This is a genomic window from Enterobacter cloacae complex sp. P29RS (assembly GCF_014893445.1).
GTDB classification, from domain to species: domain Bacteria; phylum Pseudomonadota; class Gammaproteobacteria; order Enterobacterales; family Enterobacteriaceae; genus Enterobacter; species Enterobacter intestinihominis.
In genome coordinates, this window is record NZ_JADBPZ010000004.1 from 1 (window position 1) to 26,774 (window position 26,774).

Below are 26,774 nucleotides of genomic sequence, written 5' to 3' on the forward strand. Positions count from 1 at the left end.
GTCTCCTCTTCTATGCCAGTTATAACTGTTACCCATGTATCCGGTCTAAAGTGTTACCCATGTTTCCGGTTCATACCCTGCGCTTACCCGGCCTACACTATCCCTGCTCTTACAATTGGGTTGCGCTGAAATAATGCTCGGGCTTCGCGATGCGATCCTGCGCCGCGACCACCTGGAGCTCATATTCCTGCATCGTCTTCGTCGCAATCATGATTTCATAAACGGCTGCGGTTACGTGCTCCAGCGCATCGCGCAGGCTCGTGCCCTGCAATAGCTTCACCAGCAGCAAACCGCTGGTCACATCCCCAACCCCGACAGGCTGACGAGTACCGAAATCCACCAGCGGTCGACTGATGTGCCAGGCTTCATCCTTCGTCACCAACAGCATTTCAAAACGGTCCTGGCTCAACCCTGCGCGTGCCAGGTGCTTAACCAGCACAATCTCTGGCCCCTGGGCGAGGAGCTCGCGAGAGGCGCGTACAGCCTCTTCTACACTGTTGACCGGATGCTCGCACAGGATCTCAAGTTCAATCAGATTTGGCGCAATAATATCGCTGGCGGGCAATGCATGACGGACATGAAACTCCGCAACGCCCGGCGCGACGATGCAGCCTTTTTCCGGATGCCCCATCACCGGATCGCAGAAATATTTCGCCGCGGGGTTTGCCGCTTTCACCTGGCGCACAATGCCGAGGATATGTTCCCCCTGCTCCGCCGAACCCAGATAACCGCTCAGTACGGCATCGCAGCGTTTAAGCTGGTCGATATCCGCAATCCCCTGAACGATCTCCGTCAGATGCGACGGCGGCATCACGCAGCCGGTCCATTTACCGTACTGGGTGTGATTCGAGAACTGAACGGTATTGAGGGGCCAGACGTTGGCCCCGAGGCGGCGCATCGGGAATTCCGCAGCGCTGTTGCCAGCATGTCCAAAAACAACGTGGGACTGAATGGCGAGGATGTTCTTCATGTTGTACTTACCAAACCCTGTCAAAACAAAAGGGGCGTGGTTTCCCACGCCCCTGCGTACTTTTAATTACTTCCAGCAGACCAGGCAGTAATTTTTCTTACCGCGACGCAGCAGCGTGTAGCGACCATAGAGACGGTCGTTCTCGGTAAAGGTGTATTCCGGATCGGCCTGTTTTTCGCCATTAATGGTGATCGCGTTAGAGGCGATGGTTTTACGCGCCTGACCGCGAGACGGCTGGAGCTCGGAGTCCACCAGCGCCTGCATCAGATCGGCGCCTTTTTCCATCTCCACCATCGGCACGCCATCCTGAGCAAGCTGTTCGAAGTCCGCTTCGCTTAAATCGCTCAGGGTCCCGTTGAACAGGCTCGCCGTAATGCGTTTCGCCGCTGCCAGACCTTCTTCACCGTGAACCAGTTTAGTCACTTCGTCGGCCAGCACATACTGGGCGCGCGGTGCTTTACCGCTGTTCTTGTCTTCTTCTTCCAGCGCATTGATTTCTTCGATATCCATAAAGGTGAAGAATTTCAGGAAGCGATAAACATCGGCATCCGCCGTGTTGATCCAGAACTGGTAGAATTTGTACGGGCTGGTTTTCTTCGGATCCAGCCATACTGCGCCGCCTTCGGTTTTACCAAACTTGGTACCGTCTGCTTTGGTGATCAGCGGCACGGTCAGACCAAACACCTGATTCTGGTGAAGACGACGGGTCAGATCGATACCGGAGGTGATGTTACCCCACTGGTCAGAACCGCCAATTTGCAGCGACACGCCGTGCAGCTTGTTCAGGCAGGCGAAGTCATACCCCTGCAACAGGTTGTAGGAGAACTCGGTGAAAGAGATACCCTGATCGTCACGGTTAAGACGCTGCTTGACCGCTTCTTTGTTAATCATCTGGTTAACAGAGAAGTGTTTGCCGATGTCACGCAGGAACGTCAGCACGTTCATGCCACCAAACCAGTCGTAGTTGTTCGCCGCAATCGCAGCGTTGTCACCACAGTTGAAATCCAGGAACGGTGCAACCTGTTTACGGATCTTATCCACCCACTCCTGCACGGTGTCTTCGGTATTCAGCTTACGCTCAGCGGCTTTGAAACTTGGGTCGCCAATCAGACCAGTCGCACCGCCAACCAGGGCAACAGGCTTATGACCCGCCATCTGGAAGCGTTTCAGGCATAACAATGGAACAAGATGCCCCAAATGCAAGCTGTCAGCGGTGGGATCGAAGCCGCAATAGAGCGCGATCGGGCCTTGCGCCAGTCGCTCTGCTAACGCTTCCTCGTCCGTCACCTGGGCCACCAGGCCCCGCTCTTGCAATTGTTTAATCAAGTTACTGCTTGCCATCAAATTCTCCATGTATAAACGACTGCACCTTTGCCGGTACACGACTTTTCGCCTGATGCGAAAGGACCATAGAATAAAGCGCCAGCGCGGTGTGCGCTAGCGCTTAAATCAACAAATTTTGGGGATTACGGTGCCAGTCGGTCTATTTTCCAGCCACCGTTGTCGCGCTGGTATAAAAAGCGGTCGTGCAGGCGGTGCTCACCGCCCTGCCAGAATTCCATCTGCTCAATGGGGATGCGGAACCCGCCCCAGAAACTCGGCAGCGGCACTTCACCCTGCTGAAACTTCTGTTTGAGTTCGAGGAATTTACTTTCAAGTACGCCGCGGGCCGAGATTCGGCTGGACTGTTTAGAAACCCAGGCGCCAATCTGACTGTCGCGCGGTCGGCTGTGGAAATATTTCACCACTTCGAGCGTAGAGAGGCGCTCTGCCTTGCCGGTAACCATCACCTGGCGCTCAAGCATATGCCACGGGAAGAGCAGGCTAATACGCGGATTATTTTCCAGGTGATGCGCTTTACGACTACCAAGGTTGGTGTAGAACACCAGCCCTTTCTCGTCATAATGCTTAAGAAGAACGATGCGTTGATACGGCTGACCGTTTTCATCAACCGTGGCAACGACCATCGCCGTCGGGTCGGCCAGTTTCGCTTCGCAGGCCTGTTTCAGCCAGCGTTCAAAAAGCACCAGCGGTTCGGCGGGAAGATCCTGGCGGCGCAGACCGCCTTTGGTGTATTCACGGCGCAGATGCGCAATTTGCTGTAGTTCGTCGTTATCTGACATGGCGTTAGCTGAAAGTGAGGTTGGGTGGCGCTATTGTGCGCGCCCCCTTCAAAAATCTCAACGCTTCGGATTTTCCAGCTGACAATTGTTCAGCACAATGCGGTCTCGCTTATAGACGGTGGCGCTGTCACCTTTTGACCAGAAGACGTAGATCCCATCCGTGTAACGCGCCCCGGAGGCGGACATCCCCTGCTTCAGCGTCAACAACTTATTGTCATAAACAAAGCTTGCTTCCTGGCGAGTGTTGTTCAGCTTCACCGTCAGCGGTTTTTCATCACAACGATATTCCAGCGTATCGGTTTGCATACGCTCAACGAACTGGTTATAGACGCTGCATCCGGTCATAAGAAAAGGTACAGCAATGAGAAGAAGTTTTTTCATGGGCAGATTCCGAAGACTATCCTGGTCCTGGAGGGCCTAACCGCCCTCCTGTTTTTCCCTATTTTACGGGTTATGCCTCCCGCTGAATTTCAGTTAACTCTGATTATGGCGCGGATTTGCCGGGAAAATAGCACCGAGGACGCTCGCCTCCCGCGCACCGGTTACGGAGGGTAAATTCCCGGGCAGACCGGCAACCGTACGCCAGGCAAGCCAGGCGAAGGCCAGCGCTTCCATGTCGTCTCCGCTGATCCCGGCTTCGTCAGTGGTCGTGACTTCGGTGCCCGGCAGCAGGGCGGCGAGGCGTGCCATCAGGAGCGGGTTGCGGCTTCCGCCTCCGCATACCAGCAGACGCTCGCACCCGCCGCTGAGCAACACCTGTTCAGAAATCGACACGGCGGTAAGCTCAGTCAGCGTAGCCTGCACATCCTGAGGCGCAAGGCCGGGGAAGCGTGCCAGATGACGTTCAAGCCAGCCGTAGTTGAAATACTCTCGCCCCGTGCTTTTCGGCGCGGGCAGGGCAAAGAATGGATCGCTTAACAGGGCTTGCAGCAAGGGAAGGATCACTTTCCCCTGGCTGGCCCACTGCGCGTCTTTGTCGTAGGGTTTACCGTTCTGACGCCAGATCCAGGCATCCATCAGCATATTACCGGGCCCGGTATCGTATCCACGCACGGGCTGCCCGGGAATGAGCATTGACAGGTTGGCAATCCCGCCAATGTTCAGAACCATTCTGCGCTCCACCGAGTGCGCCAGCAGCGCCTGATGAAATGCCGGAACCAGCGGCGCCCCCTGCCCGCCGAGGGCCATATCGCGACGACGGAAATCCCCCACCACCGTCACGCCGGTTTTTGCCACAATCTGGTTATTATCGCCAATTTGCATCGTGTGCGGCGCCTCGCCGACAGGTTCATGCCAGACGGTCTGCCCATGGCAACCTATTGCCACGACATCCTGCGGATGAAGTCTTTCTTGCTGCATCAGGGCCAATACCGCATCAGCAAACAGCGCCCCCAGACGCACATCCAGTTGGCCCAGTTGGGAAAGCGTCAGCTGTTGCCCCTGGCAGATGCTCAGGATCTCTTCTTTTAACGAGACCGGAATAGGCCAGGTCAGGCTTGCCTGCTGCGCCACCATGTTTTCATCAATGGCGGCCAGAACGACATCCACACCGTCAAGACTGGTACCAGACATCACACCGATATAGCGACCCGATTTCATGCGCTTTCCTTACGTTACATGGGCTAAGTGCAACCACTCCATCATAAATAACGCTGCTTTGCTATCCGGTGATAATATTTTTTAACAATCTCAGACCTGTAGCACAGACGATTTTTGTTTATGTCCCGTTAAGCCCTGTTCAGGTAAAATTTATCTATTCGGCATGCAAAGATATGAACTGTGGTCAGGAATGCCATATAATTTAGCCATAACGGATGCCCCAACCGGGCGTTTTTTGGTGAACAGGAGAGTCAAATGATTTTACGTGTACTGGGCGTTTCGCTGATTGGTTTAACACTGGCGGGTTGTGTGAACGACAATTCACTCTCCGGCGACGTATATAGTGCTTCTGAAGCTAAACAGGTACAGAACGTGACCTACGGTACTATCGTTAATGCCCGTCCTGTTCAGATTCAGGGTGGTGATGACACGAACGTCGTGGGCGCAATCGGTGGTGCTGTGCTGGGTGGTTTCCTGGGTAACACCATTGGTGGCGGCACCGGTCGCTCTCTGGCTACCGCAGCAGGCGCAGTTGCAGGCGGCGTAGCGGGTCAGGGCGTTCAGGGTGCGATGAACAAAACTCAGGGCGTTGAGCTGGAAATCCGTAAAGACGATGGCAGCACCATTATGGTTGTGCAGAAACAGGGTAATACTCGCTTCTCTGCAGGCCAGCGTGTTGTACTGGCAAGCAACGGTAGCCAGGTCACCGTCTCCCCGCGTTAATATCCCGACGGATGCGGTCCTTTCGGGCCGCATCCATTTACAAAAACTATCATTTTAAAAAATGTATTTATAAAAATACATTCACACGGCGTATAATTAATTCCCTCTGATATTGTTCCTGCGCAAAGTATTTTTTATTTCCCTCCTTTAGACTCGTCTGATTCTCTTTTTCCTCTTTTTAATTTTTTAACATTCTATGCTTGCGAACTGTCGATTTGTAATGAACCGCTTTGTGGCCTTTGCACTTGGGTGCATTTTTATCATTGCCGTGTTACAAGGTTGTTTTATAAAACTTGTTGAATGGGTTCCTTCATTCTCTCCGCTATTTTTCCCTACGCTCACTATTTTTCTTCTGGTATTCCATCTGTTTATCGCCTGTTTTATGGCAATGAAATACTGGTGTGATAAAAAACGGCTATATCTCGTTCCGATTGCGTCAGCCTTTGCCGGTTCAGCACTGCTGATGGTGGGTACGCTATCCAGTTTTCCAGGTTGGCTGGATCTCTATCAGTTCAACGAGGCGAACTATAATGACGCGATGATCTTTTATATGTTCCGACACCTCTTAATGGCGGTGCTCATGATGGCCTCAGCCTTACTTTATACGCTTCGCGTTTCCCCCCTTTCACGAAGCACCCACATCGGTATTGTTGTCGGATCGGCTCTCTTTACGGGCTGCATGCTTTGGCTGGCGTGGTTCTATTCCAGCCATTCCACGACGTTAACCCTGGATCTTGTGGATAATGAAACCCGGCAGTTCATGATTCTCTGGAGCCAGACCATCAACATCATTTTGGTCATTCTTTGGGTTGTCACATTAATCACCCTGATGGTCGTGACCCGGATAAGAAATTTGTTCTGGGCGGGCGGCAATTTTTTATGCGTCTGTTATGTCGTCACGCTGTTAATGCTGTTGTTAGGCGGATACGTAGAAGATGTTTCATGGTACCGCGCCCGGTTATTCGAAACTGTCGCGACATTAATGATTATTTTCATTTTGCTTTCCGACGTCTTTAATTTGTATCGTGACTCGCACGTCAAATACCAGCAGTCGTATCAAAATTCAATCCGCGACCCGCTTACCCGTCTTTATAATCGCAGCTATTTTTATGATTCATTAAACTACGCCCTCAGCACTGTAACGGAGGCACACCCGGTATCGGTGGTAGTAAGCGACCTTGACCGTTTCAAGCGTATCAACGACTGTTACGGGCATTTGCAGGGCGATAAGGTATTACAGTTCGTCTCTAATCTGCTGACGGATTCCGTGCGCCCCCAGGATATCGCGGCCCGAATCGGTGGTGAAGAGTTTGTGTTGATGCTGACAAATACCCCTTCAGACGCCGCGCGGCAGGTGGCCGAGCGCATTCGCCTCAAGCTGAGCGGGTTTGATAAAGCCAGCAGCGGCGGTCATCTGCCGGAACCCATTACCATCAGCATGGGCGTATTCACCGCAACCTCGCCGGAAACCAGTGCGGAAACCTGCGTGGAGAGCGCGGATAAAGCCATGTATGAGGCAAAAGAGACGGGGCGCAACCGGGTGGTGGTGTTCAGATAATAAGAAAGGCCTTGATTTCGCAAGGCCTTTACGTTCGGTCAGTCGCGAGACTGCAGATCGTGGATGTTCTGCTCAAGACGGGCGATGAGTCCTATCAGCATCTCCAGCTCAGCGGGGGAAATACCTTCAAGGATCTCCCCACGCGTTTTACTGATGACAGCTTCCATCTCAGTAATAATCGGGGCCGCTTTTTCCGTCAATTTGATCCGCTTGGCGCGACGGTCGCTGGCGCAGGTTTGTCGGGAGATAAGTCCCTTCTCTTCCAGTTGGTCAAGAGTGCGCACCAGTGACGGCTGCTCAATGCCAATCGCTTTTGCCAGTTGGATCTGTGACTGGTCGGGCGGGAGCTGATGAATGTTATGCAGCGTAACCCAGTGCGTCTGCGTGAGTTCCAGAGGTTTCAGGCGATGGTCAATCAGAGCACGCCAGATGCGTACCAACCTTGCCAGATCAGAACCTAATGGCGATTCCAATTTCATCTCCTTATAATTAGCTTGCTAAGTGATTATAGTGATTTTAGAATAGTTTGCAGTATTTGTATTGCCAAAACAAATGCAATCACGGTATTCATCATTCCTGAAAGGATGATTTACACTGAACGGTAATGCGCCATCGCATTGAAATATGCCATTGTGGCCCTCACCCCACTGCAAAGGATCACTGCTTGTGACGTTCTTTTCCCTCTCCGCAGGGTTGCCCCTCCAGGATCTGATTGTCGGCGCATCGGTCTACTTTCCGCCACTGTTTAAAGCCGTGATGGTCGGTTTTGTGATCTGGCTCATTGCGCATCGTCTGCTGCGCGACTGGATGTATTCCGGTGAAATCTGGCACCCGATGTTAATGGATCTCTCCCTGTTTACCCTTTCCGTCTGTCTTGGCCTTGCCGTGTTAACCGTGTGGTGAGAATAGCATTGAAAACGTTAAAATATTTTTCCACTCTTTTCGTTTTAGCGCTGGCGCTTATGGCCGGCTGGTGGCTCTGGAATTATTACATGCAGTCGCCCTGGACGCGTGACGGCAAGATCCGCGCAGAACAGGTCAGCATCACGCCACAGGTGTCCGGCAGTATCAGCGCGCTGCTGGTGAAGGACAACCAGTTCGTTCATGCGGGCGATGTGTTATTCCGCATCGATGAGACCCCTTTCCACATTGCGGTGCTCAATGCCCAGGCGCAGCTCGCAAAAGCTCAATCAGATCTGGCAAAAGCCAATAACGAAGCCGAACGTCGCCGACATCTGTCGAGGAATTACATCTCTGCGGAAGATCTCGATACCGCCAATATCAATGTAAAAGCCATGCAGGCCAGCCTGAAGGTTGCAGAGGCAACGCTGAAACAGGCCGAGTGGCAACTGACCCAGACCGTTGTCAAAGCTCCGGTGGATGGATGGATCACGAGCCTGTCGACCCGTGTGGGGGATTACGCCACCACAGGCCAGCCGGTCTTTGCCCTGGTAGATAGCCACTCTTTCTATGTTGTAGGTTATTTTGAAGAGACCAAGCTGCGGCATATCCGCGAGGGTGCGCCTGCCCGGATCACGCTTTACAGCGGTGCAGAAAAGTTACAGGGTCACGTTAGTAGCATAGGTCGGGCAATTTACGATCAGAGCGTGGAAACCGATTCTGGTCTGGTGCCTGACATCAAACCCAACGTACCGTGGGTGCGTCTGGCTCAGCGGGTGCCTGTTCGCGTCGAGTTAGAGCAACTGCCGAAAGACATTACTCTGGTCTCTGGCACAACCTGCACCGTCGCCATCGGATCGCGATGATGAACCTGGGAGCTTTCTCCTGGCGCAATACGCCGTGGATAAAAGCGACACGGCCGCAGTGGCGTTACGCGCTGCGTAACGGCATCGCCATGTGCCTTGCGCTTACGGTTGCCTATTATCTGAATCTGGATGAGCCTTACTGGGCGATGACCTCTGCGGCGGTCGTCAGCTTCCCTACCGTCGGGGGCGTTATCAGTAAAAGCCTCGGGCGCGTGGCGGGTAGCCTGCTGGGTGCGACCGCTGCACTGCTTCTTGCCGGCCATACCCTGAACGATCCCTGGCTCTTTCTGTTAAGCATGTCGGCATGGCTGGGGCTGTGCACCTGGGCCTGCGCCCATTTTACCAACAACGTTGCGTACGCGTTTCAACTGGCAGGTTACACCGCAGCCATTATCGCCTTTCCGGTCGTCAACGTGCTGGATACCACCGAGCTATGGGACATCGCCCAGGCACGCGTATGTGAAGTGATGGTCGGCATTCTGTGCGGCGGCGTCATGATGATGATCCTGCCCAGCACCTCGGATGGCACTACGCTTATCACCGCCCTTAAAACGATGCACGCGCGTTTGCTGGAACATGCCAGCCTGCTCTGGCAGCCTGATAGCAGCGATAACATCCGTCTAGCACACGAAAAGGTCATCGGCCAGATCCTGACCATGAACCTGTTACGCATCCAGGCATTCTGGAGCCACTACCGTTTTCGTCGCCAGAACACGCTCCTGAACTATTTACTGCACCAGCAATTGCGGATGACGAGTGCGATCTCAAGCCTTCGCCGGATGTTGCTGAACTGGCCTGCGCCGCCAGCCCATACCCGGGAAGTTATCGAGGCGCTGCTCGCCGCCCTTGCGCGTCCGGATGCCGATATCTATACCGTGGCCCGCATTATCGCGCCGCTCGCCCCAACGGATGAATATGATTACCGGCACCGCGCATTCTGGCAGCGTCTGAACTATTTCTGCCGCCTGTATCTGCGCAGCAGCCGCTGGTTAAAAGCCGTCGAAAATGCCACGCCCGTCACCGAATTTTCCGTTCCCGGTAGCCCAGCTCTGGCACGCCATACCGACGCAATGGAGGCGCTGTGGAGCGGTTTTCGTACGTTTTGCGCGTTGACGGCCGTGGGCGCATGGGCCATCACCACCCAATGGGATGCGGGCAGTGCAGCCCTGACGCTTGCGGCAATCAGCTGCGTGCTCTATTCCGTCGCAGCTTCCCCGTTTAATTCCCTGACGCTTCTGCTGCGTACGCTGGTACTGCTGTCGCTGTTCAGCTTCGTGGTGAAATTTGGTTTGATGGTGCAGATAACCGACCTCTGGCAATTTCTGCTGTTTCTCTTCCCGCTATTAACCACCATGCAGTTGCTCAAACTGCAAATGCCAAAACTGGCCGGTCTGTGGGGGCAGTTGATTGTTTTTATGGGCTCATTTATCTCTGTAACGAATCCTCCGGTTTACGATTACGCTGATTTTCTCAACGATAACCTGGCGAAGATCCTCGGCGTGGGGCTGGCGTGGCTGGCTTTCGCCGTGCTACGCCCGGGCTCGGATGCGCGTAAAAGCCGCAGGCATATTCGTGAGCTGCGCAGGGGTTTTGTCGATCAACTGAGCCGTAGGCCGCATCTGCGTGAAAGCGAGTATGAATCGCTGGTTTACCATCATGTCAGCCAGCTGAACAACAGCCAGGATTCCCTCTCCCGTCGCTGGCTACTGCGCTGGGGCGTGGTGCTGCTGAACTGTTCGCACGTGGTGTGGCAGCTGCGTGCCTGGGAGACGCGTTCCGACCCGCTTTCGCAGGTCCGCGATAATTGTATTTCCATGCTTCGCGATGTGATGAGCGAGCGCGGAGTTCAGCAACGCCCCCTGAGCGTCACGCTCGCCGAGCTTCAGCGTATTTGCGACGCTCTGGCGCACCACCATCAGCCTGCGGCCCGCGATCTGGCGTCCATTATCTGGCGGCTGCACTGCTCCCTGTCACAGCTTGAACAGGCGCCGCCACCCGGAACAATTGGCGATCAGATCACCCCGCAGGCATAGCGCGCCCCGCCGCCGCCAAGCGGTTTAGGTTGATCGGACATGTTATCGCCGCCCACATGGACCATCAGCGCCTTGCCTTTGACCTCGTCAATCTTTTTCAGCCGGGGCGCAACAACCGGATCGGTGGCTTTACCGTCGTTATTCACCACCAGCACCGGCAGATCGCCGAGGTGCCCCATACCTTCCGGGCCTTCATGCTTACCAGAGTTGTGCGGATCCAGATGCCCCCCAGCGGCCTCAGCGGCTGAAGGTTTCCCCTCTTTCATTGCAGGTTGACAGCTGCCTTTGGCATGAACGTGAAAACCATGTTCACCGGGTGGAAGGGCCTTGAGATCGGGAGCAAATTCCAGCCCTTTATCGGTTTCGGTGATTTTCACCGTCCCGATGGACTGGCCTACTCCCTGAGAAGTGACGAGATTCATTTCAACTTCTTCGCTGGCTGCCTGCGCTCCTGCGCAAACAACCAGCGTGACCACTGCCAGAGCAAAACGCTTCATAAGACCTCCACGGGTTATTTTTTGCACCTTAAGTTTATACCAGCGGCGCAGATTTCACCGGAAAGTCAGGTTCAGGCGTGCTCAGGGTACGTCGTAGCCCAGCGCCGCCTTGCGGATGCGGAACCACTGCTGACGCGTCATATCCAGCTCTTCAGCCACCAGCGCAGCGCGTACGCGCTCAATTTTGCCGGAGCCGATAATTGGCAGCGGTTTAGACGGCAGGCGCAGGATCCAGGCGTAAACCACCTGCTCGATGCTTTCCGCATTCAGTTCGCGGGCCACGGTTTCAAGCTCGTTACGCAGCGGCTGGAAGGCCTCATCGTTAAACAGGCGACCGCCGCCGAGACAAGACCAGGCCATCGGACGAATGCGTAACTGTTGCAGCTGATCGAGCGTTCCGTCCAGCAGCAGCGGCTGGTGAACAGGCGAAATCTCCACCTGATTCGTCGCCAGCGTAAACGGCAGGCGAGACTGCAATAGCGCAAACTGTGCCGGGGTGAAGTTAGACACGCCAAAATGACGCACTTTGCCGCTCTGGTGTAGCGTCAGGAACGCTTCCGCAACCTCATCCGCATCCATCAATGGATCGGGACGGTGGATCAGCAGCAGGTCGATACGATCGGTGGCCAGGTTGACCAGTGACTGCTCGGCGCTTTTAACGATATGCGCGCTGTCAGTGATGTAATGCCCAAGTGCATGCTCCGGTTTTGCTGTGGTGGCAATACCGCATTTGGTCACAATCTCCATACGTTCACGCAGCGCTGGCGCACGCTTCAGCGCTTCGCCAAAAGCGGCCTCGCACTGATAGCCGCCATAAATATCAGCGTGATCGACGGTGGTGATCCCGAGATCGAGATGCTCTTCTATAAAGTCCACCAGCTGGACCGGAGACATATTCCAGTCCATAAGGCGCCAGTAGCCCATAACGAATCGGGAGAATTCCGGGCCCTGCGGGGCAAGGGTAATACGCTGAACCATAACATTTTCCTCAAGGAAGTCATGTCACCAGTATACGCAATTACCCTGCTAAAACAGTGAAGGTTGCTGAGGTTCTTCGGTTTCAACCGCTTTGTTTGCACGAATTTTGCGCAGCAGACGTTGTCGGCAGAGCCGTAAGACCTCCTGCTTTTGCGCGTCGCTGAAATTTTGCCAGTTAAAACGTTCATCGCGTGTGCGCATGCAGCCACGGCAGTATCCTCGTTCATCAACCTGGCAAATACCCCGGCACGGGCTCTGGACAGGGAAAAATTCCAGTTGCTCTGCCACACCTACCTCCAGAACGTCATTATTCCCTACAGTGAAGACCCTAAATGGCCTGCATGCAAGGAGTGTCCGTCACAAACAGGGCATTAAGGTTTCGCTAATCTTCCCTTCTTATACTCGCCGCATTGATATAACGAATGGTCTGGTCATCATGTGGCTCACTAAAAAGTTACACTGTAATGATACGAAATTTACCCTCGCCTGTGCGCTTTTCTTCACCGTGTTCAATGCGCTGTTTATCCAGCGCAGCTGGTCAATTATCGCACCTGCCCGTCTGCACGACGTGCTTTTTGCCGCCAGTGTGCCGCTGGTTCTGTTCTGCGGCTGGGTCATTGTTTTTAGCCTGCTGAATATTCCCTTTATTCGCAAGCCGCTCATGATTGCCCTGACCATAGGATGCGCCGCCGCGACCTGGTTTATGTACACCTATGGCGCGGTTATCGATCAAAACATGATTGTGAACGTGTTTGAGACTAACTCCCAAGAAGCGACAGCCCTGGTAACGCCGCAGCTGATCCTGTGGCTGGCCGTCGCGGGTCTGGTCCCTTCCGTCATCTTAGCCCTGACGCGCATTCGAACCGGAAAATGGTGGTATGCCCTGCTAACACGTTTCGCCGCTATACTGGGTGCGCTGCTGGTGATCATTCTCGTCGCGGCAGTGTTCTATAAAGATTATGCTTCGCTGTTCCGCAATAACAAAAGCATCGTCAAAATGGTCACTCCGGCGAACTACGTGAGCGCCGTTGTGAAGTACAGCAAAATGCGCTGGTTTGCTGGCGACCAGACGCTGGTCCGCATTGGCGAGGATGCCCATAAAGGGGCGCTGATTTCCGGCCAACGTAAGAAAACCGTGCTGGTTCTGGTGGTGGGTGAAGCCTCCCGCGCTGCAAACTATTCGTTAAATGGTTACCCACGTGAAACCAACCCCGAGCTGAAAAAGCGGGATGTCATCAACTTCCCACAGGCCTCCTCCTGTGGCACGGAAACCGCCGTTTCCGTCCCCTGTATGTTCTCCGGCATGACGCGAAAAAAATATGACGCGGACCTCGCCCATCATCAGGAAGGACTGCTCGATGTGCTTAACCACGCCGGGTTCAACCTGCTGTGGCGCGACAATGACGGCGGGTGTAAAGGTGCCTGCGACCGCGTGCCGCACACGGATATGACCCAGTGGAAACTGGATCAGTTCTGTAAGGACAAATCCTGTATCGACGACGTCAACCTGTACCGCCTGGACAACGTGCTGGACGGAATAAAGCAGGATACCGTACTGGTGATACACCTGATGGGCAGCCACGGTCCGGCTTATTACAACCGTTACCCGGACCGCTTCCGGAAATTCACCCCAACCTGCGATACCAATGAAATTCAGGATTGCGATCATCAGTCGCTGATCAATACCTATGACAACTCGATTCTGTATACCGATAGCGTGCTCAGCCGAACCATCGACGCGCTAAAAGCCCGGCAGGCCAGTATGAACACAGCGCTCATTTACCTCTCCGATCACGGCGAATCGGTGGGCGAAAGCGGAATTTACCTGCACGGTACGCCGTATATGCTGGCCCCGGAGCAGCAAACGCATATTCCGTTTATGTTCTGGCTCTCCCCGGACTATGCGAAAAACTTCGGCGTAAACACGGATTGCCTGCGTAACCATGCTGCAAAAGAGGCAGTTTCACAGGACAATTTGTTTGCCACGGTTCTGGGCATGATGGACGTGAAATCAGTGGTTTATCAGCCGCAGCTGGATATTTTGTCGCAATGTCGTCGCTAAGCGGGCTTGCATTAGACCGAACGGTCTATTAGAGTAAGAGCATGAGCAGACATACAGAACACGATACACGAGAACATTTGCTGGCTACCGGCGAGCGCCTTTGCATGCATCGCGGGTTTACCGGTATGGGGCTGAGTGAGTTATTAAAAACCGCTGAAGTGCCTAAGGGATCGTTTTATCACTATTTTCGATCCAAAGAGGCGTTTGGCGTAGCCATGCTGGAGCGGCACTACGCCAGCTACCATCAGCGCCTGGCAGCCCACTTCGCCAGCGGCGAAGGTGACTACCGGGATCGTGTTCTGAACTACTATCAGGAAACGCTGACGCAGTTCTGTCAGCAGGGCATCATCAGCGGCTGCCTGACGGTAAAACTGTCTGCCGAAGTGTGCGATCTCTCCGAAGATATGCGCACCGCCATGGATAAAGGGGCCAGCGGCGTAATCGCTCTGCTGGCTCAGGCGCTGGAAAAAGGCCGCGATGAAACAACGCTCTCCTTCTCCGGCGATCCGCTCACGCAGGCACAGGTGCTCTATTCCCTCTGGTTAGGCGCCAACCTGCAGGCAAAAATGTCTCGCAGCGCCGTGCCGCTCGAAAGCGCGCTGGCGCATGTGAAAAACTGTATTACCGCGCCTGGCGTGTAGCCGGCGTTTTTATTTACCCTTTTACTAGTCGACTGGTCTACTCAGGAGCCATTATGTCCGCTGAAAAGCTATTTACCCCACTGAAAGTGGGTGCCGTTACTGCCCCAAACCGCGTGTTTATGGCCCCACTTACCCGTCTGCGCAGCATCGAGCCGGGAGATATCCCAACGCCATTGATGGGTGAGTATTACCGTCAGCGCGCCAGCTCGGGCCTGATTATTTCCGAAGCCACGCAGATTTCTGCCCAGGCCAAAGGCTACGCCGGTGCGCCGGGTCTGCACAGCCCGGAACAGATCGCCGCGTGGAAAAAAATCACCGCAGGCGTTCATGCTGAAGATGGCCGTATTGCGGTTCAGCTGTGGCACACCGGTCGTATCTCGCACAGCAGCATCCAGCCTGGCGGTCAGGCGCCCGTTTCTGCCTCTGCCCTGAATGCGAATACCCGCACTTCCCTGCGCGATGAAAACGGTAATGCTATTCGCGTCGACACCACCACGCCACGCGCGCTTGAGCTGGACGAGATCCCGGGTATCGTGAATGATTTCCGTCAGGCCGTCGCCAACGCCCGTGAAGCGGGCTTCGACCTGGTTGAGCTGCACTCTGCGCACGGCTACCTGCTGCACCAGTTCCTGTCACCGTCTTCCAATCAGCGTACCGACCAGTACGGCGGCAGCGTTGAAAACCGCGCGCGTCTGGTGCTTGAAGTGGTAGATGCCGTGTGTAATGAGTGGAGCGCAGATCGCATTGGTATTCGAGTTTCCCCAATTGGTACCTTCCAGAACGTCGACAACGGTCCGAACGAAGAAGCGGATGCGCTGTATCTGATTGAAGAGCTGGCTAAACGCGGTATCGCGTATCTGCACATGTCCGAGCCGGACTGGGCAGGCGGCAAGCCCTACAGCGAAGCCTTCCGCCAGAAAGTTCGCGAGCGCTTCCACGGCGTGATTATCGGGGCGGGCGCTTATACGGCAGAGAAAGCCGAGGATCTGATCGGTAAAGGTCTGATCGACGCCGTGGCCTTTGGCCGTGATTACATTGCTAACCCGGATCTGGTTGCCCGTTTGCAGAAGAAAGCCGAACTGAACCCGCAGCGCCCTGAAAGCTTCTATGGCGGCGGCGCGGAAGGTTATACCGACTACCCTTCACTGTAATCCCGCTTTGTACATTGATAGCGGCGACCTTTCGCCGCTATACTAAAACATCGTTTCTGTTCAAAAAGATAATCCATTCCACTGGTTAATGAGGAAATTATGCGCCTACTTCACACCATGCTGCGCGTTGGCGACCTGCAACGTTCCATCGATTTCTACACTAACGTTCTGGGCATGAAGCTGCTGCGCACCAGCGAAAATCCGGAATATAAATACTCTCTGGCGTTTGTCGGTTACGGCCCGGAATCTGAAGAAGCGGTCATCGAGCTGACCTACAACTGGGGCGTGGACAGCTACGAGCTGGGTACGGCTTACGGCCACATCGCGCTGGAAGTGGATAATGCGGCTGAAGCCTGCGAACGTATCCGCAGCAATGGCGGTAACGTCACCCGTGAAGCCGGTCCGGTTAAAGGCGGCACCACCGTGATTGCGTTTGTTGAAGATCCGGACGGGTATAAAATCGAACTGATCGAAGCTAAAGACGCTGGTCGCGGTCTGGGCAATTGATCCCGCAGGGCGCACTATGCGCCCGTTGTTTTGCTGCATCCCCTCTCAAAATTTGCCATAATGCGCACTGCTTTTTCCCCCTTGTAAGAGACCCTGATGTCCGATAACGCTCAATTTACCGGTCTGTGCGACCGTTTTCGTGGTTTTTATCCCGTTGTCATTGATGTAGAAACAGCCGGATTTAACGCTAAAACCGATGCGCTGCTTGAAATTGCCGCCATCACGCTGAAGATGGATGAACAGGGCTGGCTTGTACCGGACACCACGCTGCATTTCCACGTTGAACCCTTTGAAGGGGCAAACTTACAGCCAGAGGCGCTGGCCTTTAACGGTATCGATCCGACAAACCCGCTGCGCGGGGCGGTAAGCGAATACGAGGCGCTGCACGCCATTTTCAAAATGGTGCGCAAGGGCATGAAAGAGAATGACTGTAGCCGCGCCATCATGGTGGCCCACAACGCTACGTTCGATCACAGCTTCACCATGGCTGCCGCCGAGCGCGCCTCGCTAAAGCGTAATCCATTCCATCCGTTTGTGACCTTCGACACCGCCGCGCTGAGCGGCCTGGCGCTGGGGCAAACCGTGCTCTCTAAAGCCTGCATCACGGCGGGTATTGCGTTTGACGGCACTCAGGCGCATTCCGCGTTATACGATACCGAGCGTACGGCGGAGCTGTTCTGTGAGATCGTCAACCGCTGGAAACGTCTGGGTGGCTGGCCGCTGCCGATGGGCGACGAGGCCGATCTTCAATCGTAGACTGGGTAATCAACAGCCCCACAGGACAAAAAAAAGCGACCAACATAATGTGGTCGCTTTTTTATATCCGCAGAAAACTTATTCTGCGTCCGGCTCTTCGGTTTTATACTTCGCCGCAGTCTCTTTGATCAGCTGTTGCAGTTCGCCGCGCTGATACATTTCAATCAGAATATCACAGCCGCCAACCAGTTCACCGTCAACCCACAGCTGTGGGAAGGTCGGCCAGTTTGCGTATTTTGGCAGCTCAGCGCGGATGTCCGGGTTTTGCAGGATATCAACGTAAGCAAAACGCTCACCACAGGCGGACAGCGCCTGAACCGCTTGCGCGGAGAAGCCGCAGCTTGGCAGCTTCGGAGAACCTTTCATGTACAGGAGAATCGGGTTTTCAGCGATCTGGCGCTGAATTTTTTCAATAGTGGTGCTCATGTCTTGCTTCCTTTAACTTCTGTTACGGCATCAGTCTGACATTGTAGCGGGTCAGGCCGACATCGGAAAATAACATTTTTGTCACGTCTCATTATTTTATCCGCTATCGCGTAAAGTTGCATTGATAATGACGTTTAAGGCTGCGCGCCGTGCGGTTTTGCTTAAGGAGCGAACAAGAGTGCGACAGAATGGTGAATTTTTTTGCACTTGCTAACGAAACACATTTTTTGAATGAAAAATGCTATTAACTTATTCCGATTTTATGGATTAGAATCGACTGGTTTTGTAAATCTCATGCGGGTATGTATTTTGGCTCGCACTTATCAGGGGACTGCCCAGTGGCGCGGATAACTAAAATCTCGATGACGCTCTGTGCTTTACTGTTTACCACACTCTCATTTACGCCAGCGGCGAACGCCTCCGAACAGGCGCGGCATTCTGCTGTACAAAAAACGCATCTGGCAAAAACCACAGAACGTAAGAAAAAAACCACCAGCAAAACAGTAAAGAAGAAAACCACCGCTCACACCAAAAAGACCGCCTCCAGTAAAACCAAAACTCTCCGTTCCGGCACGCACAAAACCACCCGCACGACCGCCAGCCTGGTGAATGATAAATGCACCTTGCGCAAAGGCCATAAAACGAAATGCGCAAAAGTGACGAAGCTGGCTGACGTGCATAAAGCGCGTATGCAAAAAGCGCAAAAAACGGCGATGAATAAATTGATGGGGCAAATAGGTAAACCATATCGCTGGGGTGGCACCTCTCCGCGCACCGGTTTTGACTGTAGTGGGCTGGTTTATTATGCCTATAAAGATCTGGTGAAGTTTCGCATTCCGCGCACCGCCAATGAGATGTACCATCTGCGCGACGCCGCGCCTGTAAACCGTGGCGAACTGCAAAATGGCGACCTGGTGTTCTTCCGCACCCAGGGACGCGGCACGGCCGATCACGTTGGGGTGTATGTGGGTAACGGTAAATTTATCCAGTCACCGCGCAGCGGTCAGGACATTCAGATCACCTCCCTCAGTGAAGATTACTGGGTGCGCCACTATGTGGGTGCGCGCCGAGTGATGACGCCAAAAACCATTCGCTAGACCCTGCCCTGCCGCCTCCGTGGCGGGGTAAGTTCCTCTTTTGCATACCCTTTCAATTTGCTATTCTGTCCTTGTTGTCTGTAGGGTTATTGGCAACGTATAAAACTATAAGGAGAGTAGCAATGTCGTTCGAATTACCTGCACTACCGTATGCAAAAGACGCCCTGGCTCCGCACATTTCTGCGGAAACCCTGGAGTACCATTACGGCAAGCATCACCAGACCTATGTCACCAACCTGAATAACCTGATCAAGGGCACCGATTTTGAAGGCAAAACGCTGGAAGAGATTGTGCGCAGTTCAGACGGTGGCGTATTCAACAACGCCGCCCAGGTGTGGAACCACACCTTCTACTGGCACTGCCTGGCTCCAAATGCAGGCGGAGAACCTACCGGTGAGCTGGCCGCAGCGATTAACGCCGCGTTCGGCAGTTTCGCGGATTTCAAAGCGAAATTTACTGACGCAGCCGTTAAAAACTTTGGCTCCGGCTGGACCTGGCTGGTAAAAGAGGCTGATGGCAAACTGGCTATCGTTTCCACTTCTAATGCGGGTACCCCTCTGACCACCAGCGCAACGCCGCTGATGACCGTGGACGTATGGGAACACGCCTATTACATTGATTACCGTAATGCGCGCCCGAACTACCTGGAACATTTCTGGGCACTGGTTAACTGGGAATTTGTTGCGAAGAACTTCGCCGCATAAGGGACACGCAGAAGGGGCAACCCTTCTGCGTTTTTATTTATTCCGCCGTACACACCGCTTCTGGCTGTTTACGCCCGGACATCAACACCAGCAGCAAGCCGAGTGCGGCAATGATCGCCCCCATCACCGGCACAAAGCTGTAACCCAAACCACCCGAAATCACCCCCCCACCCGCTGCGGCTCCCAGCGCATTTCCCAGGTTAAACGCACCGATATTCACGGATGATGAGAGCCCCGGCGCCTCATGCGCAACGCGCATCACGCGCATCTGCAACGGCGGCACCACGGCAAAGGTTGCGGCGCCCCACACCACCATGGCAACCGCGGCGCCCACTTCGTTACGCGCCAGCCACGGGATCGCCACCATGATGACAATGAGCAGAGTTAAAAAACCTTTCAGCGTCCCGCTGACGGAGCGGTCGGCAAATTTCCCGCCGAGATAGTTGCCAATCGAGAACCCGACACCAATCAGCACCAGCATCGCGGTAACAAAGAGTGGCGTTGCGTGGGTTATGTCGTGCAGCACCGGGGAGATATAGGTGTAGAGCGTAAACATCGCCCCTGCCCCCAGCACCGTGGTGAGCAGCGCGGACAACACCTGAGGACGCATCAGCACCGCCAGCTCTTTACGTACTTCCGGACGTTCTCCCGCACTTCCTTTCGGCAGCGAGAAGAACAGCGCGACCATCGCGACCACGCCCAGTCCGGCGGTTGCGAGGAAAGACATACGCCAGCCGATGGCTTCTCCGAGCCAGGTGGCAGCGGGAACGCCGCCGATATTAGCGATAGTGAGGCCCATAAACATAGTGGCTACCGCGCTGGCCTGCTTATGTTTTGGCACTACGCTTGCGGCAACAACCGAGCCCAGCCCGAAGAAAGCGCCGTGGTTCAGGCTGGTCAGAATACGGGAAAGCATCAGCGTGGTGTAATCCGGCGAAATCGCGGAAAGCACATTTCCGAGAGTAAAAATTGCCATCAGGAAAATCAGCGCATTGCGTCGCGCGCGGTGCGAAAGCAGCAGCGTCATCAGCGGTGCGCCCACCATCACGCCGATCGCATAGGCGCTAATCAACATACCGGCCGCAGGGATAGAGACGTCCACACCCCGGGCGATAACAGGCAATAACCCCATCGGGGAGAATTCAGTGGTGCCAATCCCAAAGGCGCCAATCGCCAGGGCCAGCAGGGGAAAATTGATTTTCATGAAAAGACTCCGGATACCGTGCCGTTACCCGGCACAGAACAAAGAAGGCAAAAGCATGACATCAATCACAAAAAATGAGAAGTTAACATTTTGGCAAAAGATTTTTGCCGGAGAGGTAACAATAGCGGCAAGAGAGGGAGAAGACTCTCCCCCCTCCTGAATCAGTGCAGCGCAGCGGTTAAACCACCCGCAACAATCAGGGCAAGAACAACAATGGTGGTAAACAGCGAAAACTTCAGATCGGTACTCATCAATTTTTCTCCTTTTATTCACCCTACGAAAAGTGAGCTTGCTCATTTTTACACAGTTCAGGTCAAAAATCTTCCAGGATTTAAACGGATATCCACTTTACCTCTTCCCCTTTTCATCAAGATAGGACAAAATTCCACGCTAAATTTATTAGCGTACCGGCCACTGACCCCCTCCTGACGTCCTGTGTCGTTTTCCCGGCGTGTCGCAACTCATGTTTGCGTAATAAGGGTGAGAGAAGGCAAACGTTTACCTTCATTTTTTTCAGGAGCTTAGGATATGGTCTGGAGTGACATTTAATGGCAACAATTAAAGACGTAGCAAAACGCGCAAACGTTTCCACTACAACCGTATCACATGTTATTAACAAAACGCGTTTCGTCGCAGAAGAGACGCGTAATGCCGTTTGGGCGGCAATCAAAGAACTGCACTACTCGCCAAGTGCGGTCGCCCGTAGCCTGAAGGTTAATCACACCAAATCGATTGGCCTGCTGGCCACCAGCAGTGAAGCGGCTTACTTTGCTGAAATCATCGAAGCCGTTGAAAAAAACTGCTTTCAGAAAGGCTATACCCTGATTCTGGGCAACGCGTGGAACAACATTGAAAAACAGCGCGCTTACCTGTCGATGATGGCGCAAAAGCGCGTCGACGGCCTGCTGGTCATGTGTTCTGAATACCCTGAGTCGGTGCTTTCCATGCTGGAAGAGTATCGCCACATTCCGATGGTAGTGATGGACTGGGGCGAGGCGCGCGCAGACTTCACCGACTCTGTTATTGATAACGCCTTTGAAGGCGGCTACATGGCCGGGCGTTATCTGGTAGAACGCGGGCATCGTGAAATTGGCGTGATCCCGGGCCCGCTGGAGCGTAACACCGGTGCTGGCCGTCTGGCCGGTTTCATGAAAGCGATGGAAGAGGCGCTGATTACCGTGCCAGAAAACTGGATTGTCCAGGGCGATTTCGAGCCGGAGTCGGGCTATCGCGCCATGCAGCAGATCGTCTCCCAGCCGCATCGCCCTACCGCTGTGTTCTGCGGCGGCGATATCATGGCAATGGGCGCGCTCTGCGCGGCGGATGAACTCGGCCTGCGCGTTCCGCAGGACATCTCGGTGATCGGCTATGATAACGTTCGCAACGCCCGTTTCTTTACCCCGGCGCTGACCACCATTCACCAGCCGAAAGATTCGCTGGGTGAAACGGCCTTCAATATGCTGATGGACAGGATCGTCAACAAGCGAGAACAGTCCCAGTCCATTGAAGTCCACCCGCGCCTGATTGAACGCCGTTCCGTTGCCGACGGTCCGTTCCGCGACTACCGACGTTAATCTCTTTACGGGGCCAGCTACGCTGGTCCCCGCAACCACTCCCGGTTCAGCGTTTCGCTGTCTCCCAGATAATCCAGCAGCCAGGCCATGGCGGGCGAGACGTCGTTTTGCTGCCACGTCAGACAGCATGCAGCATCCGGGAAAGGGTTTTCCAGCGTCAGAGCCACCCACTCTCCCGCGTCGATGCGCGGGCGCGCAAAATGCACCGGCACCATGCCAACGCACAGCCCCGCGCTCAGACAGGTGGCTGACGACTCCCAGTCCGGCGCAACCACGCGGCGCTGATTATCCAGCAGCCAGGTAATGCGCTTGGGCAGCGAGCGGGAGGTATCTTCCAGCACCAGCGAGGGCCAGTTGCGTAAGGTGTCATCACTCAGCGGCCCGTCCAGCGCCGCCAGCGGGTGATCGCGCGCGACCACGCAGGTCCAGCTCAGCATGCCCATGTCGCGAAACGCGTAGCGCCCGCCAACCGGGATCGCCTGGGTTGCACCAATCGCCATCTCCGCCCTGCCGTCCGCCAGCGCATCCCATACGCCGTTGAACACTTCCTGCGACACACGCAGTTCGACGTCGGAAAAATGACGATAGAAATCGACGATCATTTGCCGGGTCCGTTCCGGCTTAACGATGTTATCCACCGCGATAGCGAGATGCCCGCGCCAGCCGTTGGCGATCTGCTGGCACTGCTCACGGGTGATCTGCATTTTTTTGATAACAGACCGACCTTCCTTCAAAAACCACGCGCCGGCAGGCGTGAGCTCCACGTCGCGATGACGCCGCTCGAACAGCGGGACTGCCAGCCACGCTTCCAGCTGGCGCACCGTATAGCTGATAGCCGAGGGAACGCGGTGCAACTCCTGGGCGGCACCAGTAAAGCTGCCGTTACGCGCCACGGCATCAACCACTTCAAGGGAATAATCTGACCACATCTTTAGCCTGCAAATTTTTTGAATGCACCCACCAAATATTAGCGTTTCACAAGCCGCTTTGCACTCCCTACACTCTGCGCCAACGTACACCTGCCTCCTCAGGAGAAAAAAAGTGCAACCCAGGAAAGGATTTTTAGTCTGGCTCGGCGGCTTAAGCGTGCTGGGCTTTTTGGCGACCGACATGTATCTGCCCGCCTTCGCCGCGATGCAGGAAGATTTGCAAACTCCTGCCGCCGCCATCAGCGCCAGTTTGAGTTTATTCCTTGCAGGTTTTGCTTTTGCGCAACTACTCTGGGGACCGCTCTCTGATCGTTTTGGCCGTAAGCCCGTTCTGTTGCTGGGACTGGCGATTTTTGCCGTAGGCTGTCTGGGCATGCTGTGGGTCCGCGATGCCGCCTGGTTATTGGTGTTGCGCTTTATTCAGGCGGTCGGCGTCTGTGCCGCAGCGGTCACCTGGCAGGCGCTGGTGACCGATTACTACCCCGCCTCACGCACTAACCGCATTTTCGCCACCATCATGCCGCTGGTCGGCCTGTCTCCGGCGCTCGCTCCGCTGCTGGGCAGCTGGATCCTGGCGCATTTCGACTGGCAGGCCATTTTCGCCACGCTCTTTGCGATCACGCTGGTCCTGATGCTGCCCGCGTTCGGGCTTAAACCTGCGCATAAAAAAGAGACGCATCCGGACGCGAAGCCCATCACCTTTACCTCTTTACTGCGGTCGAAAGCCTATCGCGGTAACGTGCTGATTTATGCCGCCTGCTCTGCCAGCTTCTTTGCCTGGCTGACCGGTTCGCCGTTCATTTTGCATGACATGGGCTACAGCCCGGCGGCTATCGGCCTGAGCTATGTACCACAGACCATCGCCTTCCTGGTGGGTGGCTATGGCTGTCGCGCCGCGCTGCAAAAATGGGAAGGCCAGCAGATGCTGCCCTGGCTGCTGGTGCTGTATGCGCTAAGCGTGATTGCGACCTGGGCTGTCGGCTTTATTCCCGGCGCCGGGCTTGCAGAAATTTTGATTCCGTTCTGCGTCATGGCGATCGCTAACGGGGCCATCTACCCTATCGTTGTAGCCCAGGCGCTGCGTCCATTCCCGCAGGCGACAGGCCGCGCTGCCGCGCTGCAAAATACCCTGCAACTTGGCCTGTGCTTCCTGGCAAGTCTCGTGGTCTCTGCGCTGATTGCAACCCCGCTGCTCACCACCACCAGCGTGATGCTGGTCACCGTTGTGCTGGCAGGATTGGGTTATCGCATGCAGTCCTCCGCCCATCGCGAGCAGAGTGAAAACGCGCACACAGAAACGTCGCACGCCTGATTACGCGGGAAACTATGTTAAAAACCAGTGATTAGGTTGCTAACAATTTTCTGTTGAATCACCAAATTTTGCGGCCTATACTGAATTTGGTTCGATTAAATACGATAAATATTAAGTGTTAACGGGAGCCGGAGCGCTCCCGTTTTACCATGGAAGGCATTTCGGCAAGGGTTATCTCCCTTCCTCTGTTCTACGTCGGATATTAGCCTCGCGGGCATTTACCGTGAGATTTCTCACAAACCAAAAAAGCGTCTACGCTGTTTTAAGGTTCTGATCACAGCAAGGTGATGGAGAAGCTATGAGTTCATCGTGTATAGAAGAAGTCAGCGTTCCGGACGATAACTGGTCCCGGATCGTCAGTGAACTGTTGGGACGTGCGGGCATTACGATTAATGGCTCATCCCCCTCCGACCCCCAGATTAAACATCCCGATTTTTTCAAACGCGTGTTACAGGAGGGATCGTTAGGGCTGGGTGAAAGCTATATGGACGGCTGGTGGGAGTGTGAGCGGCTGGATATGTTCTTCTCCAGCGTTTTACGCGCCGGTCTTGAAAATCAGCTCCCTCGTCATTTCAAAGATACGTTACGTATCGCCTCCGCCCGCCTGTTCAATCTGCAAAGTAAAAAGCGCGCGTGGATCGTCGGTAAAGAGCATTATGACCTGGGCAACGATCTTTTCAGCCGTATGCTTGACCCGTTAATGCAGTACTCCTGCGGATACTGGAAAAAAGCGACAACCCTGGAAGAGGCGCAGCAGGATAAGCTACAGCTGATTTGCGATAAGTTGCAGTTGCAGCCCGGCATGCGCGTGCTGGACATCGGCTGTGGTTGGGGCGGCCTTGCCTGGTTTATGGCGAAACATTACGGTGTCAGCGTAGTCGGCGTCACGATTTCATCTGAACAGCAGAAGATGGCACAGGAACGGTGTCTGGGTCTGGATGTCGATATTCGGCTTCAGGATTACCGCGACCTGAATGAGCAGTTTGATCGGATTGTTTCCGTGGGTATGTTCGAGCACGTGGGGCCAAAGAACTACAAGACTTATTTCGACGTCGCCGACCATAACCTGAAGCCTGATGGAATTTTCCTGCTACACACCATCGGCTCTAAACGCACCGATAACAATGTGGATCCCTGGATCAACAAATATATCTTCCCGAATGGTTGTTTACCCTCTGTTCGCCAGATTGCGAACGCCAGCGAACCGCATTTTATTGTGGAAGACTGGCATAACTTCGGCGCAGATTACGACACCACGCTGATGGCCTGGCATGAACGTTTCCAGGCTGCATGGCCTGAAATCGCCGACAACTATTCGGAACGATTCAAACGGATGTTTAGCTATTATCTGAATGCCTGCGCGGGTGCGTTCCGCGCGCGGGATATACAGCTGTGGCAGGTGGTGTTTAGTCGTGGGATTGAGCACGGCCTGCGCGTGGCCCGCTGAAAAATAACCCCGGTTACCCGGGGTTATTTTTTATTCTTCTTCCACGGCCTTTATTATCGCCGCCTCTTTCGCCGCCAGCACGCGCTCAACGGTATCCACGACCGCCTGGGTCTGCGGATCAATTTCGATATTTACGCGCTGCCCCAGTTTTTTTGCGCCAAGCGTAGTACGTTGCAGCGTTTCAGGAATTAAATGCACGCAAAAACGCGTTGGCGTCACTTCACCGACGGTCAGACTAATCCCATCGATGCCAATAAATCCTTTATAAAGGATGTATTTCATTAATGACGGATCCTGCACCTTAAACCAGATTTGACGGTTATTTTCCGAGGTCACGATTTTCGCCACTTCTGCGGTGGTCATAATATGGCCCGACATCAGATGCCCGCCAATCTCATCGCAGAATTTCGCCGCACGTTCAACGTTGACGGTATCCCCCACCACCAGCTCACCCAGGTTAGTGATGCGCAGCGTCTCTTTCATTAAATCAAAGCTTATCTGGTTACCGTTAATTTCGGTCACCGTCAGGCAGCAGCCGTTATGCGCTATCGACGCCCCGGTTTCAATGCCGTCGAGCATATATTCAGGCAGCTCAACTACGTGAGTGCGGAAATTCGGTTTTTCATCAATGGACACCACTTTGGCAGTGCCCTGCACAATACCAGTAAACATGCTTACAGCTCCTGTTCATTCCGAACGGCGATGACACCGTATAAT

Annotated in this window: 29 protein-coding genes; 15 read left to right on the top strand and 14 right to left on the bottom strand. The window is 54.4% G+C overall.

Annotated elements, in window-relative coordinates; translation table 11 throughout:
- Positions 1-109: 109 nt before the first annotated feature.
- The 5 genes from pdxY to anmK form a co-directional block, all read right to left on the bottom strand.
- Positions 110-970 (bottom strand): pyridoxal kinase PdxY, encoded by an 861-nt coding sequence (gene pdxY / locus IM282_RS03950; protein WP_192970162.1) that lies wholly within the window; start codon positions 968-970, stop codon positions 110-112.
- Positions 971-1,036: 66 nt separating this feature from the next.
- Positions 1,037-2,311: a tyrosine--tRNA ligase gene (gene tyrS, locus IM282_RS03955; RefSeq protein ID WP_022647913.1), complete on the bottom strand. Its 1,275-nt coding sequence runs from the start codon at positions 2,309-2,311 to the stop codon at positions 1,037-1,039.
- A 125-nt stretch (positions 2,312-2,436) separates the two neighbouring features.
- Positions 2,437-3,093 carry a pyridoxamine 5'-phosphate oxidase gene (gene pdxH, locus IM282_RS03960; RefSeq protein WP_003857601.1) on the bottom strand — a complete coding sequence of 219 codons (657 nt, stop codon included), beginning with the start codon at positions 3,091-3,093 and terminating at the stop codon, positions 2,437-2,439.
- A gap of 57 nt (positions 3,094-3,150) precedes the next feature.
- On the bottom strand, positions 3,151-3,474 hold the full coding sequence (gene mliC / locus IM282_RS03965; RefSeq protein ID WP_022647912.1) for a C-type lysozyme inhibitor: 324 nt from the start codon (positions 3,472-3,474) through the stop codon (positions 3,151-3,153).
- Between the two features lie 93 nt (positions 3,475-3,567).
- Positions 3,568-4,692 carry an anhydro-N-acetylmuramic acid kinase gene (gene anmK / locus IM282_RS03970; protein WP_192970163.1) on the bottom strand — a complete coding sequence of 375 codons (1,125 nt, stop codon included), beginning with the start codon at positions 4,690-4,692 and terminating at the stop codon, positions 3,568-3,570.
- A gap of 255 nt (positions 4,693-4,947) precedes the next feature.
- On the opposite strand from anmK, the gene slyB reads away from it, so the two are divergent.
- Positions 4,948-5,415, top strand: a complete 468-nt coding sequence (gene slyB, locus IM282_RS03975; RefSeq protein WP_022647910.1) for an outer membrane lipoprotein SlyB — start codon at positions 4,948-4,950, stop codon at positions 5,413-5,415.
- Positions 5,416-5,611: 196 nt separating this feature from the next.
- On the top strand, positions 5,612-6,973 hold the full coding sequence (locus IM282_RS03980; RefSeq protein ID WP_063929030.1) for a GGDEF domain-containing protein: 1,362 nt from the start codon (positions 5,612-5,614) through the stop codon (positions 6,971-6,973).
- A gap of 38 nt (positions 6,974-7,011) precedes the next feature.
- On the opposite strand, the gene slyA is transcribed toward IM282_RS03980, so the two are convergent.
- A complete protein-coding gene (slyA, locus tag IM282_RS03985) occupies positions 7,012-7,452 on the bottom strand; it encodes a transcriptional regulator SlyA (protein WP_032623345.1) in 441 nt (146 codons plus the stop codon).
- 187 nt (positions 7,453-7,639) lie between these two features.
- Between slyA and IM282_RS03990 the strand changes: the two genes are divergently transcribed.
- Genes IM282_RS03990 through IM282_RS04000 form a run of 3 tightly spaced genes read left to right on the top strand, consistent with a single transcriptional unit; the run spans position 7,640 to position 10,772 of the window.
- The gene (locus tag IM282_RS03990; protein WP_022647907.1) at positions 7,640-7,876 is read left to right on the top strand and encodes a DUF1656 domain-containing protein; all 237 of its coding nucleotides are present in this window, start codon (positions 7,640-7,642) and stop codon (positions 7,874-7,876) included.
- Positions 7,877-7,878: 2 nt separating this feature from the next.
- Positions 7,879-8,739, top strand: a complete 861-nt coding sequence (locus IM282_RS03995) for an HlyD family secretion protein (RefSeq protein ID WP_038417029.1) — start codon at positions 7,879-7,881, stop codon at positions 8,737-8,739.
- Positions 8,739-10,772 carry an FUSC family protein gene (locus tag IM282_RS04000; RefSeq protein WP_032622268.1) on the top strand — a complete coding sequence of 678 codons (2,034 nt, stop codon included), beginning with the start codon at positions 8,739-8,741 and terminating at the stop codon, positions 10,770-10,772. The genes IM282_RS03995 and IM282_RS04000 overlap by 1 nt, the downstream gene beginning before the upstream one ends.
- Here IM282_RS04000 and sodC read toward each other — a convergent pair.
- The 3 genes from sodC to IM282_RS04015 all read right to left on the bottom strand — a co-directional run bounded on the left by sodC (position 10,751) and on the right by IM282_RS04015 (position 12,535).
- Entirely contained in the window at positions 10,751-11,269 is a 519-nt protein-coding gene (gene sodC, locus IM282_RS04005) for a superoxide dismutase [Cu-Zn] SodC (protein ID WP_022647904.1), read from the bottom strand. The genes IM282_RS04000 and sodC overlap by 22 nt on opposite strands.
- Positions 11,270-11,350: 81 nt before the next feature.
- Positions 11,351-12,247, bottom strand: coding sequence for an aldo/keto reductase family oxidoreductase (locus IM282_RS04010; RefSeq protein ID WP_192970164.1), 897 nt, complete (start codon positions 12,245-12,247; stop codon positions 11,351-11,353).
- 48 nt (positions 12,248-12,295) lie between these two features.
- Positions 12,296-12,535: a DUF1289 domain-containing protein gene (locus IM282_RS04015; RefSeq protein ID WP_023299951.1), complete on the bottom strand. Its 240-nt coding sequence runs from the start codon at positions 12,533-12,535 to the stop codon at positions 12,296-12,298.
- Between the two features lie 148 nt (positions 12,536-12,683).
- Between IM282_RS04015 and eptA the strand changes: the two genes are divergently transcribed.
- The 5 genes from eptA (at position 12,684) to rnt (ending at position 17,364) form a co-directional block, all read left to right on the top strand.
- Positions 12,684-14,309 (top strand): phosphoethanolamine transferase EptA, encoded by a 1,626-nt coding sequence (gene eptA / locus IM282_RS04020; RefSeq protein ID WP_192970165.1) that lies wholly within the window; start codon positions 12,684-12,686, stop codon positions 14,307-14,309.
- A 41-nt stretch (positions 14,310-14,350) separates the two neighbouring features.
- Complete coding sequence (locus IM282_RS04025; protein WP_022647900.1) at positions 14,351-14,950, top strand: TetR/AcrR family transcriptional regulator; 600 nt, start codon at positions 14,351-14,353, stop codon at positions 14,948-14,950.
- 53 nt (positions 14,951-15,003) lie between these two features.
- A complete protein-coding gene (locus IM282_RS04030; RefSeq protein ID WP_023299948.1) occupies positions 15,004-16,101 on the top strand; it encodes an alkene reductase in 1,098 nt (365 codons plus the stop codon).
- Positions 16,102-16,200: 99 nt separating this feature from the next.
- Entirely contained in the window at positions 16,201-16,608 is a 408-nt protein-coding gene (gene gloA / locus IM282_RS04035; RefSeq protein ID WP_022647898.1) for a lactoylglutathione lyase, read from the top strand.
- Positions 16,609-16,704: 96 nt separating this feature from the next.
- A complete protein-coding gene (rnt, locus tag IM282_RS04040; protein WP_003857625.1) occupies positions 16,705-17,364 on the top strand; it encodes a ribonuclease T in 660 nt (219 codons plus the stop codon).
- A gap of 78 nt (positions 17,365-17,442) precedes the next feature.
- On the opposite strand, the gene grxD is transcribed toward rnt, so the two are convergent.
- Entirely contained in the window at positions 17,443-17,790 is a 348-nt protein-coding gene (grxD, locus tag IM282_RS04045) for a monothiol glutaredoxin 4 (protein WP_003832760.1), read from the bottom strand.
- Positions 17,791-18,128: 338 nt separating this feature from the next.
- On the opposite strand from grxD, the gene IM282_RS04050 reads away from it, so the two are divergent.
- Both IM282_RS04050 and sodB read left to right on the top strand, forming a co-directional pair.
- Positions 18,129-18,887 carry a C40 family peptidase gene (locus IM282_RS04050; protein ID WP_192970166.1) on the top strand — a complete coding sequence of 253 codons (759 nt, stop codon included), beginning with the start codon at positions 18,129-18,131 and terminating at the stop codon, positions 18,885-18,887.
- Between the two features lie 122 nt (positions 18,888-19,009).
- Positions 19,010-19,591, top strand: a complete 582-nt coding sequence (gene sodB, locus IM282_RS04055; RefSeq protein WP_017693553.1) for a superoxide dismutase [Fe] — start codon at positions 19,010-19,012, stop codon at positions 19,589-19,591.
- A gap of 37 nt (positions 19,592-19,628) precedes the next feature.
- Here sodB and IM282_RS04060 read toward each other — a convergent pair whose 3' ends face one another.
- On the bottom strand, positions 19,629-20,795 hold the full coding sequence (locus IM282_RS04060; protein WP_155018837.1) for an MFS transporter: 1,167 nt from the start codon (positions 20,793-20,795) through the stop codon (positions 19,629-19,631).
- A 161-nt stretch (positions 20,796-20,956) separates the two neighbouring features.
- A complete protein-coding gene (locus IM282_RS04065) occupies positions 20,957-21,046 on the bottom strand; it encodes a YnhF family membrane protein (protein WP_003857632.1) in 90 nt (29 codons plus the stop codon).
- A 297-nt stretch (positions 21,047-21,343) separates the two neighbouring features.
- Between IM282_RS04065 and purR the strand changes: the two genes are divergently transcribed.
- A complete protein-coding gene (gene purR, locus IM282_RS04070) occupies positions 21,344-22,369 on the top strand; it encodes an HTH-type transcriptional repressor PurR (protein WP_006809011.1) in 1,026 nt (341 codons plus the stop codon).
- A 17-nt stretch (positions 22,370-22,386) separates the two neighbouring features.
- Here the strand turns inward: purR and punR are convergent, their stop codons facing one another.
- Entirely contained in the window at positions 22,387-23,298 is a 912-nt protein-coding gene (gene punR, locus IM282_RS04075; RefSeq protein WP_022647895.1) for a DNA-binding transcriptional activator PunR, read from the bottom strand.
- A gap of 112 nt (positions 23,299-23,410) precedes the next feature.
- Here punR and punC point away from each other — a divergent pair, with 112 nt between their 5' ends.
- Together punC and cfa are read left to right on the top strand one after the other, a co-directional pair.
- Positions 23,411-24,610 carry a purine nucleoside transporter PunC gene (gene punC / locus IM282_RS04080; RefSeq protein ID WP_038415942.1) on the top strand — a complete coding sequence of 400 codons (1,200 nt, stop codon included), beginning with the start codon at positions 23,411-23,413 and terminating at the stop codon, positions 24,608-24,610.
- Positions 24,611-24,908: 298 nt separating this feature from the next.
- Positions 24,909-26,057, top strand: coding sequence for a cyclopropane fatty acyl phospholipid synthase (gene cfa / locus IM282_RS04085; RefSeq protein ID WP_038415941.1), 1,149 nt, complete (start codon positions 24,909-24,911; stop codon positions 26,055-26,057).
- Between the two features lie 30 nt (positions 26,058-26,087).
- On the opposite strand, the gene IM282_RS04090 is transcribed toward cfa, so the two are convergent.
- Positions 26,088-26,729, bottom strand: coding sequence for a riboflavin synthase (locus tag IM282_RS04090; RefSeq protein WP_038415940.1), 642 nt, complete (start codon positions 26,727-26,729; stop codon positions 26,088-26,090).
- Positions 26,730-26,774: the final 45 nt, after the last annotated feature.

Excerpts from the sequence above, each read along its gene's own strand:
- tyrS (WP_022647913.1), bottom strand. The coding sequence starts at position 2,311 with ATGGCAAGCAGTAACTTGATTAAACAATTGCAAGAGCGGGGCCTGGTG.
- punR (WP_022647895.1), bottom strand. The coding sequence starts at position 23,298 with ATGTGGTCAGATTATTCCCTTGAAGTGGTTGATGCCGTGGCGCGTAAC.
- IM282_RS04000 (WP_032622268.1), top strand. The coding sequence starts at position 8,739 with ATGAACCTGGGAGCTTTCTCCTGGCGCAATACGCCGTGGATAAAAGCG.
- IM282_RS04090 (WP_038415940.1), bottom strand. The coding sequence starts at position 26,729 with ATGTTTACTGGTATTGTGCAGGGCACTGCCAAAGTGGTGTCCATTGAT.
- slyB (WP_022647910.1), top strand. The coding sequence starts at position 4,948 with ATGATTTTACGTGTACTGGGCGTTTCGCTGATTGGTTTAACACTGGCG.
- purR (WP_006809011.1), top strand. The coding sequence starts at position 21,344 with ATGGCAACAATTAAAGACGTAGCAAAACGCGCAAACGTTTCCACTACA.
- IM282_RS04025 (WP_022647900.1), top strand. The coding sequence starts at position 14,351 with ATGAGCAGACATACAGAACACGATACACGAGAACATTTGCTGGCTACC.
- IM282_RS03980 (WP_063929030.1), top strand. The coding sequence starts at position 5,612 with ATGCTTGCGAACTGTCGATTTGTAATGAACCGCTTTGTGGCCTTTGCA.
- IM282_RS04010 (WP_192970164.1), bottom strand. The coding sequence starts at position 12,247 with ATGGTTCAGCGTATTACCCTTGCCCCGCAGGGCCCGGAATTCTCCCGA.
- cfa (WP_038415941.1), top strand. The coding sequence starts at position 24,909 with ATGAGTTCATCGTGTATAGAAGAAGTCAGCGTTCCGGACGATAACTGG.
- eptA (WP_192970165.1), top strand. The coding sequence starts at position 12,684 with ATGTGGCTCACTAAAAAGTTACACTGTAATGATACGAAATTTACCCTC.
- IM282_RS04060 (WP_155018837.1), bottom strand. The coding sequence starts at position 20,795 with ATGAAAATCAATTTTCCCCTGCTGGCCCTGGCGATTGGCGCCTTTGGG.
- sodB (WP_017693553.1), top strand. The coding sequence starts at position 19,010 with ATGTCGTTCGAATTACCTGCACTACCGTATGCAAAAGACGCCCTGGCT.
- rnt (WP_003857625.1), top strand. The coding sequence starts at position 16,705 with ATGTCCGATAACGCTCAATTTACCGGTCTGTGCGACCGTTTTCGTGGT.
- IM282_RS04065 (WP_003857632.1), bottom strand. The coding sequence starts at position 21,046 with ATGAGTACCGATCTGAAGTTTTCGCTGTTTACCACCATTGTTGTTCTT.
- slyA (WP_032623345.1), bottom strand. The coding sequence starts at position 7,452 with ATGAAATTGGAATCGCCATTAGGTTCTGATCTGGCAAGGTTGGTACGC.
- anmK (WP_192970163.1), bottom strand. The coding sequence starts at position 4,692 with ATGAAATCGGGTCGCTATATCGGTGTGATGTCTGGTACCAGTCTTGAC.
- grxD (WP_003832760.1), bottom strand. The coding sequence starts at position 17,790 with ATGAGCACCACTATTGAAAAAATTCAGCGCCAGATCGCTGAAAACCCG.
- pdxH (WP_003857601.1), bottom strand. The coding sequence starts at position 3,093 with ATGTCAGATAACGACGAACTACAGCAAATTGCGCATCTGCGCCGTGAA.
- IM282_RS04030 (WP_023299948.1), top strand. The coding sequence starts at position 15,004 with ATGTCCGCTGAAAAGCTATTTACCCCACTGAAAGTGGGTGCCGTTACT.
- pdxY (WP_192970162.1), bottom strand. The coding sequence starts at position 970 with ATGAAGAACATCCTCGCCATTCAGTCCCACGTTGTTTTTGGACATGCT.
- sodC (WP_022647904.1), bottom strand. The coding sequence starts at position 11,269 with ATGAAGCGTTTTGCTCTGGCAGTGGTCACGCTGGTTGTTTGCGCAGGA.
- mliC (WP_022647912.1), bottom strand. The coding sequence starts at position 3,474 with ATGAAAAAACTTCTTCTCATTGCTGTACCTTTTCTTATGACCGGATGC.
- gloA (WP_022647898.1), top strand. The coding sequence starts at position 16,201 with ATGCGCCTACTTCACACCATGCTGCGCGTTGGCGACCTGCAACGTTCC.